General features: G+C 38.2%; 11 protein-coding genes. 10 read left to right on the forward strand and 1 reads right to left on the reverse strand.

The features are described from left to right. The first annotated feature begins 269 nt into the window (after window positions 1-269). From CWS20_RS17435 to CWS20_RS17445, 3 genes are all read left to right on the forward strand, one after another. Window positions 270-1,031, forward strand: a complete 762-nt coding sequence (locus CWS20_RS17435) for a ParA family protein (protein WP_066188579.1) — start codon at window positions 270-272, stop codon at window positions 1,029-1,031. Beyond that, the gene (locus CWS20_RS17440) at window positions 1,024-1,863 is read left to right on the forward strand and encodes a ParB/RepB/Spo0J family partition protein (protein ID WP_066188582.1); all 840 of its coding nucleotides are present in this window, start codon (window positions 1,024-1,026) and stop codon (window positions 1,861-1,863) included. The genes CWS20_RS17435 and CWS20_RS17440 overlap by 8 nt, the downstream gene beginning before the upstream one ends. Window positions 1,864-1,980: 117 nt before the next feature. Then, window positions 1,981-2,682: a DUF554 domain-containing protein gene (locus CWS20_RS17445; RefSeq protein WP_066188585.1), complete on the forward strand. Its 702-nt coding sequence runs from the start codon at window positions 1,981-1,983 to the stop codon at window positions 2,680-2,682. A 36-nt stretch (window positions 2,683-2,718) separates the two neighbouring features. Here CWS20_RS17445 and yyaC read toward each other — a convergent pair whose 3' ends face one another. Then, on the reverse strand, window positions 2,719-3,336 hold the full coding sequence (yyaC, locus tag CWS20_RS17450) for a spore protease YyaC (RefSeq protein WP_066188588.1): 618 nt from the start codon (window positions 3,334-3,336) through the stop codon (window positions 2,719-2,721). A gap of 271 nt (window positions 3,337-3,607) precedes the next feature. Here yyaC and CWS20_RS17455 point away from each other — a divergent pair, with 271 nt between their 5' ends. From CWS20_RS17455 to rpsR, 7 genes are all read left to right on the forward strand, one after another. Continuing rightward, a complete protein-coding gene (locus CWS20_RS17455; RefSeq protein ID WP_066188591.1) occupies window positions 3,608-3,793 on the forward strand; it encodes a DUF951 domain-containing protein in 186 nt (61 codons plus the stop codon). A gap of 251 nt (window positions 3,794-4,044) precedes the next feature. Then, window positions 4,045-5,145, forward strand: coding sequence for a redox-regulated ATPase YchF (ychF, locus tag CWS20_RS17460; protein WP_066188594.1), 1,101 nt, complete (start codon window positions 4,045-4,047; stop codon window positions 5,143-5,145). A 131-nt stretch (window positions 5,146-5,276) separates the two neighbouring features. Further along, window positions 5,277-6,194, forward strand: a complete 918-nt coding sequence (locus CWS20_RS17465) for an ABC transporter permease subunit (RefSeq protein ID WP_066188597.1) — start codon at window positions 5,277-5,279, stop codon at window positions 6,192-6,194. Between the two features lie 13 nt (window positions 6,195-6,207). Continuing rightward, window positions 6,208-7,107, forward strand: coding sequence for an ABC transporter permease (locus CWS20_RS17470; protein ID WP_066188600.1), 900 nt, complete (start codon window positions 6,208-6,210; stop codon window positions 7,105-7,107). A 123-nt stretch (window positions 7,108-7,230) separates the two neighbouring features. Then, entirely contained in the window at window positions 7,231-7,518 is a 288-nt protein-coding gene (rpsF, locus tag CWS20_RS17475; protein WP_066188603.1) for a 30S ribosomal protein S6, read from the forward strand. A 39-nt stretch (window positions 7,519-7,557) separates the two neighbouring features. Further along, window positions 7,558-8,085 carry a single-stranded DNA-binding protein gene (ssb, locus tag CWS20_RS17480; protein ID WP_066188605.1) on the forward strand — a complete coding sequence of 176 codons (528 nt, stop codon included), beginning with the start codon at window positions 7,558-7,560 and terminating at the stop codon, window positions 8,083-8,085. Window positions 8,086-8,133: 48 nt separating this feature from the next. Continuing rightward, the gene (gene rpsR, locus CWS20_RS17485; RefSeq protein WP_066188608.1) at window positions 8,134-8,373 is read left to right on the forward strand and encodes a 30S ribosomal protein S18; all 240 of its coding nucleotides are present in this window, start codon (window positions 8,134-8,136) and stop codon (window positions 8,371-8,373) included. Window positions 8,374-8,393 lie beyond the last annotated feature (20 nt).

The raw sequence follows: 8,393 nt of genomic DNA on the forward strand, positions 1-8,393 counted from the left end.
GTCTACTTGACAGGGGCAAGAACACTGTTGGCCAGCTTTTTTTCTGTATGCGACGGAAGCGGCATGATCTTATTCATTTTAAAATGGAACATTTTCTTATTTTTCGCAAATTAATTATGCTAACTACTAATTCGTGATAAAATAGACTACATGATTGTCTTTTCATAGATTAAAAGACAAAGAGCATATCTTTAAAAGGGTTATGAAAAAATAGATTAAAACTACATACTAGCATAGAGAAACATGTAAATAAAGGCAGGTGAGTTCGTTTGAACAGAACAATTGCAATTGCAAATCAAAAGGGTGGAGTAGGCAAGACAACAACATCGGTAAATCTAGGTGCTTGCCTAGCATCTATAGGTAAAAGAGTATTATTGGTAGATATTGATCCACAAGGAAATGCTACAAGCGGTGTGGGAATAGAAAAAGCAGATGTAGAGTATTGTATCTACGATGTGTTGGTTGATGATGTGGAAGCTTCAAAAGCAATTAAACCAACCTCTGTTGAGAATCTATATGCGATTCCGGCAACCATTCAATTGGCAGGAGCAGAAATAGAACTAGTTCCAACGATATCTAGAGAGGTACGGCTAAAGAGGGCGCTTGAAGAAGTAAAGGACGATTATGATTATATTATTATTGACTGTCCTCCTTCCCTAGGGTTATTAACGCTTAATTCCTTAACAGCATCCGATGCAGTGATGATCCCCGTCCAATGCGAATATTATGCACTTGAAGGTTTGAGCCAATTGTTAAATACGGTTCGTCTTGTACAAAAACATCTCAATCAGGATTTGAAAATTGAAGGTGTGCTACTAACAATGCTGGATGCAAGAACGAATCTAGGTATCCAAGTCATTGATGAGGTGAAGAAATACTTTCAAGATAAGGTTTATCAAACAATTATTCCTAGAAATGTCCGCCTAAGTGAGGCACCAAGCCATGGCGAACCGATAATAAGCTATGATCCAAGGTCGCGGGGAGCTGAAGTCTATTTAGATTTGGCAAAGGAAGTGTTAAAAAATGGCTAAAGGATTAGGTAAGGGCTTGAATGCCTTCTTTACTAACATAGAAAATGAAAGCGAAGAAAATATAAAAGAGATAAAGCTGAGGGAGATTCGTCCTAATCCTTATCAACCAAGAAAAATCTTTCGTCAAGAGGGCATCGATGAGCTAAAGCAGTCTATTTTAGAACACGGTATACTGCAGCCTATCATTGTAAGAAAAAGCATAAAAGGCTATGAAATTGTTGTTGGCGAGAGAAGATATCGTGCAGCTAAAGAGGCAAATTTAGAGAAAATTCCAGTCGTCGTTCGGAATCTAACTGAACAGCAGATGATGGAATTAGCAATCTTGGAAAACTTGCAGCGTGAGGACTTAACACCAATCGAAGAAGGTGCTGCTTATCAGCTGCTGATAGAAAAATTAAAGATTACTCAAGAGGAATTAGCGAAACGACTTGGAAAAAGCAGACCGCATATTGCTAATCATATCCGCTTACTTGCTCTGCCGGCAAATATTCAGGAACTAATTACAGATGGTAAAATATCGATGGGGCATGGCCGTGCTCTACTTGGATTAAGGAAGAAAAATCTGCTTAAATCAGTTGTCGAAAAAACGCTGAAGGAATCATTAAATGTCCGGCAGCTTGAACAGTTGATTCAACAGCTTAATAAGGAAGTTCCACGTGAAACGAAAAAGCCAAAAGAAAATAAAAATGTGTTTATTAAAGAGCGTGAGTCATCATTAAGAGAAAGATTTGGTACAACCGTTCATATTAAACAAGGGAAAAAGAAAGGGAAAATAGAAATCGAATTCTTCTCAGAAGAAGATTTAGAAAGGATTATCGACCTTCTAGATTAGACTAGAGACTATTCTTGACCATCTTTTTAGGATGGTTATTTTTTTTAGAAAAGATTTTTGTCAGAAAATAAAAAAGAATAGATGAAATCGAAAGTATATAAGTAGGGTGATATCCAAATGTTTTTAATAGGTACATTAGTGAACGGTGTCTGCATTATCGTTGGTACACTGATTGGAAAAGTATTAAATCGTATTCCTGAAAATATGAAAACGACCGTTATGCATTCCATTGGGTTAGCGGTTATGGTATTAGGCCTGCAAATGGGATTAAAGAGCGACAACTTTTTAATTGTGATTTTAAGTTTAGTATTTGGCGCTGTTTTAGGCGAGTTTTTTCGCTTGGAAGATAAATTGAATGCTGTTGGAATATGGCTGGAATCAAAGATAGGTTCAAATGGACAAGGCAGTATATCACAAGGGTTTGTAACAGCTACTCTCATTTTTGTAATTGGTGCGATGGGCGTCATCGGTGCATTGGATAGCGGAATTAGGGGGGATCATTCCGTTCTATATACTAAATCCATTATTGATGGCTTTACGGCATTAATTTTAACAACAACCTTAGGGATTGGGGTTATTTTCTCCGCGGTGCCGGTTATTCTTTATCAAGGCTTAATAGCGTTATTTGCTACTCAGATTGATCGCATTGTCCCTCAAGCATTAATGGATAGCTTTATTACAGAAATGACGGCAACAGGCGGTGTGATGATTTTCGCTATTGGCATTAATTTAATGGGTCTTGCCAAAATACGAGTCGCCAATTTGCTGCCAGGTATAATAATGACAGCTATTATTGTTACGTTATTATATTTTATCTAAAAAAGAACGCTATAAATGGCATATTAAATGCACCATTTATAGCGTTTGTTCTTTACTCCAATCAATTGCGGCCCAATTGGCATGATTCATTAATGTCACTTCATGAATGCCGTTAGCAATGGTTTTGGCCATTTTCATTACAAGGCTTAATCTTGTGTTTTGAAGAACCATAAATTCCATGAATCCACTTACATTGACAATACCAGCGATATGCATATCGCCTACTTCTGGCAAGTCTTTATTCACACCTGCGCCTGGTTTTACTGGACCCTTGGCAATTTGGATCACACCCACACTTTTTACACGTCCTAAACACGCATCAACTCCAATAATAAATGGGTTGTTGTGCAGCTTTTTAATGCTATCCAGCTTCTCCGCTAAATTTACCGCATGGATTGGATCTTCAAGTGTGCCGTATACATAAAGCTTAGATAAAGATTTCTCTTTTAGCAGCGTGCCAACGAGGGGGCCAAGTGAATCTCCGGTAGAACGGTCTGTTCCGATACAGACAAGAACAGTCGGGCGATTCCTTATATCTGCAGGAAGCATTTGCTTCACTTCAATCGCCAGCTTATTCGATGCACTTACTTCATCATGGGCAATTCTTGAAGTCGCTCTGCTTTTTTTATCAAAAATATTAGGATTGATATTCATTTCACTTCACTCCTCGTATAGGCGCTTGTATCGTCATGCGCTACATGACCAGAAAAGACCGAATGTTCATGTTTTTTAAGTAGTATCAGTATACGGAATTTCCGGCTAATCTATACGTATCTATTACATTAAAAATATAAACTGAAAAATTTTTTGACCATGTATTTCAAAGGAAGTTACAATATGAAAAGAATAAGGTTAGTATAAGAGTATAAATACTTCCATTTATAAACGAATGAGTGAACAATAGTTGGAATGGAGTGAAAAGCAAATGGAACAAAAACAATTTGATTTAAATAATATTGTTGAAATGAAAAAGCCTCATCCGTGCGGAGCCAACCGCTGGAAGATTATCCGCATGGGAGCGGACATTCGCATAAAATGTGAGGGCTGCGGACATAGCGTGATGATTCCCCGCAGAGAATTCGCAAGAAAAATGAAGAAAATCCTGGAGTAGACAAGCACGGAAAACCTGAGCTTATCGCTGCGATAACGGGTGTAAACTTCAAAACAGAAAGAGGCTTAAGCATGCGAGCCTCTTTTTTAATTGGCTTTGGATCTTTTTTCACAGGATGTGTGGCATCGCAGGCTTCACACTGGTCGATGCCCTTGCGCTTTTCTCAACAACTCTCTATAATTGTGAGAGGCTTGTTTATTAGGATAATATGATTTTTTTATTATAGATAATACACTAGAGGAGTGACTTGGATGGCTTTAACAGCTGGTATTGTAGGTTTGCCGAACGTAGGTAAATCAACATTGTTTAATGCGATTACACAGGCAGGAGCGGAATCGGCTAACTATCCGTTTTGTACAATAGATCCGAATGTTGGTATTGTTGAAGTGCCGGATGAGCGTCTGGAAAAATTAACCGAGCTTGTTCAACCTAAGAAAACTGTTCCTACAGCTTTTGAGTTTACTGATATTGCAGGTATTGTTAAAGGAGCTAGTAAAGGTGAAGGATTAGGGAATAAATTCCTTTCTCATATTCGTGAAGTTGACGCGATTTGTCAAGTTGTCCGCTGCTTTGCTGACGATAATATCACTCATGTTGCAGGGAAAGTTGATCCGATTGATGATATTGAAACCATCAACCTGGAGCTAATCCTTGCAGATTTAGAATCTGTTGATAAACGTATTGCTCGCGTAAGTAAATTAGCGAAGCAGAAAGATAAAGATTCAGTATTCGAGCTTGAAATCTTGGAAAAGCTTAAAGCAGCTTTTGAATCTGATCAGCCTGCCCGTACAGTTGAATTTACTGATGAGCAAATGAAGCTTGTTAAAGGTCTTCATCTTTTAACAATTAAGCCAATGCTTTATGTGGCGAATGTGGGAGAAGATGATATTGCAGACCCATCTACAAATGAATATGTTCAGCTTGTTAAAGATTTTGCAAAAAAAGATAACGCTGAAGTGATTGTGATTTGCGCTAAGATTGAATCGGAAATCGCAGAACTTGATGGTGAAGAAAAAGCGATGTTCCTTGAAGAGCTTGGCATTGAAGAATCAGGTCTTGACCAATTAATTAAAGCTTCTTACAGCTTGCTTGGATTAGCGACTTACTTCACTGCCGGTGTACAGGAAGTTCGTGCCTGGACATTCCGTAAAGGGATGAAAGCGCCGCAATGTGCGGGTGTCATCCACAGTGACTTTGAAAAAGGCTTTATTCGTGCCGAAACGGTGTCTTATGATGATTTAGTCGCTGCAACAAATATGAACGCAGCAAAAGAGGCAGGAAAAGTACGACTAGAAGGTAAAGAATATATCGTTCAGGACGGAGACGTTATGCATTTCCGTTTTAACGTATAATTAGAATAAGGTGTAAAGCCAGTAAGTGTCAGGCTTTACACCTTATTTTTTGACGTAAATATTCTAAAAATATAGAAAATTATTAAACATTTTGTTATTATTTGATATATATTGATAAAATATGGGGGGTTATGAATAGTATTAAAGCGTTGTTGAAGCAAGTAATATTATATATAGTTATTATCTGCGCCTTAATATTGATTGTGCTCATCCCTAGAGATTTCACAGTTGCTCCATTGGAGACAAAAGGACTTGAAATTCACTATCAATTTTCATGGACGGCTTATGGTGAAAATATCACTCGCTTTATTAGCGGGATATGGAATCATCATAGTCTTGGCGCTACTCAATATGAAAGGGTAACTGTAGAAGACGAATTGGTGAGATATGTGCCGAGGAGCTTGCAGATTATTATTCCAGCCTTTTTATTAAGTATGATTCTTGGCATATTAAAAGGCGTTTATGATTATGTGCATCGATACAACAAGAGAAGCATACTTGGTAACGGACTCACATGGTTGTTTCAATCTATACCTGATTTTTTTATTGTTGTTTGCATTCAATGGGGAGTCACATTATTATTTCCCTCACTTAAATTGTTAAGCCAAAACACATCCTATAGTTTTCTCCTTCCAGCCATTTTAGTTTCTATTTATCCAATGATGTATACAGCAAGAATTACTTCAAATGCGCTTTCTAATGAAGATGGACAATACTATATTAAAGTCGCTCAATCGAAGGGGTTTTCTCAGAAAAGAGTGATTTATAAGCATATATTTGCAAATGCATTAAAGTCGATTTTGTCCCATACAACATCAATAATGGTACATTTAGTGACCAGTTTGCTAATAGTAGAATACCTTCTTGGGTACCAAGGGTTGTCTTATCGTTTATTTACCGCCCTCGGGTACAAGTATTCAGCAGAAGCTGTTAGCTTCAGTTTGTTTGAATCTGGTGTGATTATCGGAATTGGGTTAGTATTTATGTCCCTTGTCATACTCGCACAGTTCACAGGATATCTTCTTAAACGCAGTTTGCGGATATTATAGGCGAGGTGAAGGGATGAAGAAAAATTATTATTTATGGTTAGGCATTTTCTTGGCATCAATTCTTGCTGTCATCACCTTTATTGGACCATATTTACCGTTTGTTGATAAGGAATTGACGGGTGAAAGATTGCTGTTTCCAGCCGATGGCGGGGTTTTAGTTGCCCCGTTCGCCCCATCAGAGCAAGGATATCTGTTGGGAAGTGACAGAGAAGGCCGTGATATGTTAAGCCTGATCATTGTAGGTGCTAAGGATACATTTTTTATTGTGTTCTCAATTGTCATCATTCGATACGCGATTGCGATTCCATTAGGGCTGTTCGGTTTAAAAAATACAGGGTTTTTCCCTTGGTTTGTTCGCTGGTGGAATCAATTATTTTCAAGTTTTCCAGTAGTCATTACGGCAGCTTTAATTCTATGTCTTCCACCGCTATTGTTTCATGACCAACGCATGTTTATTGCCATCTGGGTCATTGCATTAATTGAGGTAGGAAGGGTGGCATTCATTATTCAAAAACAGGCATATGACCTTTCACAAAAACCATTCATTGAAGCAGGTGTTACAATTGGTGTTAGGCCAATTCGAATGATCTCAGGGTATTATCTTCCGAATTTGGGTCCAGAGATCATCGTGAATTTTTTTAGTGATATTGCTCGTGTGGTGATGCTTATCGGCCAGCTGGCTATTTTGAATGTGTTCATTTCTCAAATTTTTGTACAAACAGGGTATTTTTCTTTTACTATTTTTAATACGAGCAATGATTGGGCCACGCTTATTAAAGAAGCAAGGCGGGATTTTATCCAAGCTATTTGGATTCCCTTCTATCCGATGCTTGCCATCGTTATTTCTGCATTTACCTTCAATCTTTTAGGAGAAGGCTTGCGGCAGCATTTTAATCGCCATTTGCCGTCTTAAAATAATCAACCTTTCCTTTCATTGCATAAAAGATAGGTTTATGGTATACTTTTACCTTGTGAGTAATGAATAATTGCTCCTTGCCCTCAATCGGGCCGTTTAGACCAAAAGGAGGTGAAAGTGATGAAAAAGTACGAAGTTATGTACATCATCCGTCCAAATATTGAAGATGAGGCTAAGAAAGCTTTAATCGAGCGTTTCGACTCAATCTTAACTGATAATGGTGCGGAAATGATCGAATCAAAAGAATGGGGTAAGCGTCGTCTTGCATACGAAATCAATGATTTCCGTGACGGTTACTACCAACTAGTACACGTAAATGCTGAAGCGAAAGCAGTTGACGAATTTACTCGTCTTGCTAAAATCAGCGAAGACATCATCCGTTACATCGTTGTTAAAGACGAGAAATAATATAGATAAGCAGCATATTATCGAAAGGAGTTGATTCTGATGATGAATCGTGTTGTCCTTGTTGGACGTTTAACAAAAGATCCTGAATTGCGTTATACACCGAATGGAGTAGCGGTTGCTTCCTTTACACTTGCGGTGAATCGTGCATTTACGAATCAGCAAGGGGATAGAGAAGCTGACTTTATTAACTGTGTTGTTTGGAGAAAACCGGCTGAAAACGTCGCTAACTTTCTGAAAAAAGGAAGTCTTGCTGGTGTAGATGGCCGTATTCAAACACGCAATTATGAAGGACAAGATGGGAAGCGCGTCTATGTAACTGAAGTTCAGGCAGAAAGCGTACAATTCCTTGAGCCGAAAAACGCTTCATCTGGTGGTTCCAATAATTATGGTGCCCCAAGGGAAGATTTCTCATATGGCGGTAATAACAATAATCAGAATCAACGACAATATGATAATAATAACAATAATAACAACAACAACCGTAATCAAGGCTATACTCGTGTGGATCAAGATCCATTTGCAAATGACGGTCAAATCGACATTTCCGATGACGATCTTCCGTTCTAACACCGTATAAGGCTTGATGAAAATATACATGAAAGGAGTGAAATGAACATGGCTGGAGGACGCAGAGGTGGACGTGCGAAACGTCGTAAAGTTTGCTATTTCACTGCAAACGGAATCACTCACATCGACTATAAAGATGTAGATCTTCTTAAAAAATTCATTTCTGAACGCGGTAAAATTTTACCACGTCGTGTAACTGGTACAAACGCTAAATACCAACGTAAATTAACGATTGCTATTAAACGTTCACGCCAAATGGCTTTACTTCCATTCGTTGCAGGCGAATAATAAAAGCAAAAAACAGCAAG

Origin of the sequence: Cytobacillus horneckiae (assembly GCF_002835735.1) — a bacterium.
Taxonomy (GTDB): Bacteria; Bacillota; Bacilli; order Bacillales; family Cytobacillaceae; genus Cytobacillus; species Cytobacillus horneckiae.

Coding starts and splice junctions, on each gene's coding strand:
- CWS20_RS17445 (WP_066188585.1), top strand. CDS start 1,981: ATGTTTTTAATAGGTACATTAGTGAACGGTGTCTGCATTATCGTTGGT.
- CWS20_RS17465 (WP_066188597.1), top strand. CDS start 5,277: ATGAATAGTATTAAAGCGTTGTTGAAGCAAGTAATATTATATATAGTT.
- ychF (WP_066188594.1), top strand. CDS start 4,045: ATGGCTTTAACAGCTGGTATTGTAGGTTTGCCGAACGTAGGTAAATCA.
- ssb (WP_066188605.1), top strand. CDS start 7,558: ATGATGAATCGTGTTGTCCTTGTTGGACGTTTAACAAAAGATCCTGAA.
- rpsR (WP_066188608.1), top strand. CDS start 8,134: ATGGCTGGAGGACGCAGAGGTGGACGTGCGAAACGTCGTAAAGTTTGC.
- CWS20_RS17470 (WP_066188600.1), top strand. CDS start 6,208: ATGAAGAAAAATTATTATTTATGGTTAGGCATTTTCTTGGCATCAATT.
- CWS20_RS17440 (WP_066188582.1), top strand. CDS start 1,024: ATGGCTAAAGGATTAGGTAAGGGCTTGAATGCCTTCTTTACTAACATA.
- yyaC (WP_066188588.1), bottom strand. CDS start 3,336: ATGAATATCAATCCTAATATTTTTGATAAAAAAAGCAGAGCGACTTCA.
- rpsF (WP_066188603.1), top strand. CDS start 7,231: ATGAAAAAGTACGAAGTTATGTACATCATCCGTCCAAATATTGAAGAT.
- CWS20_RS17455 (WP_066188591.1), top strand. CDS start 3,608: ATGGAACAAAAACAATTTGATTTAAATAATATTGTTGAAATGAAAAAG.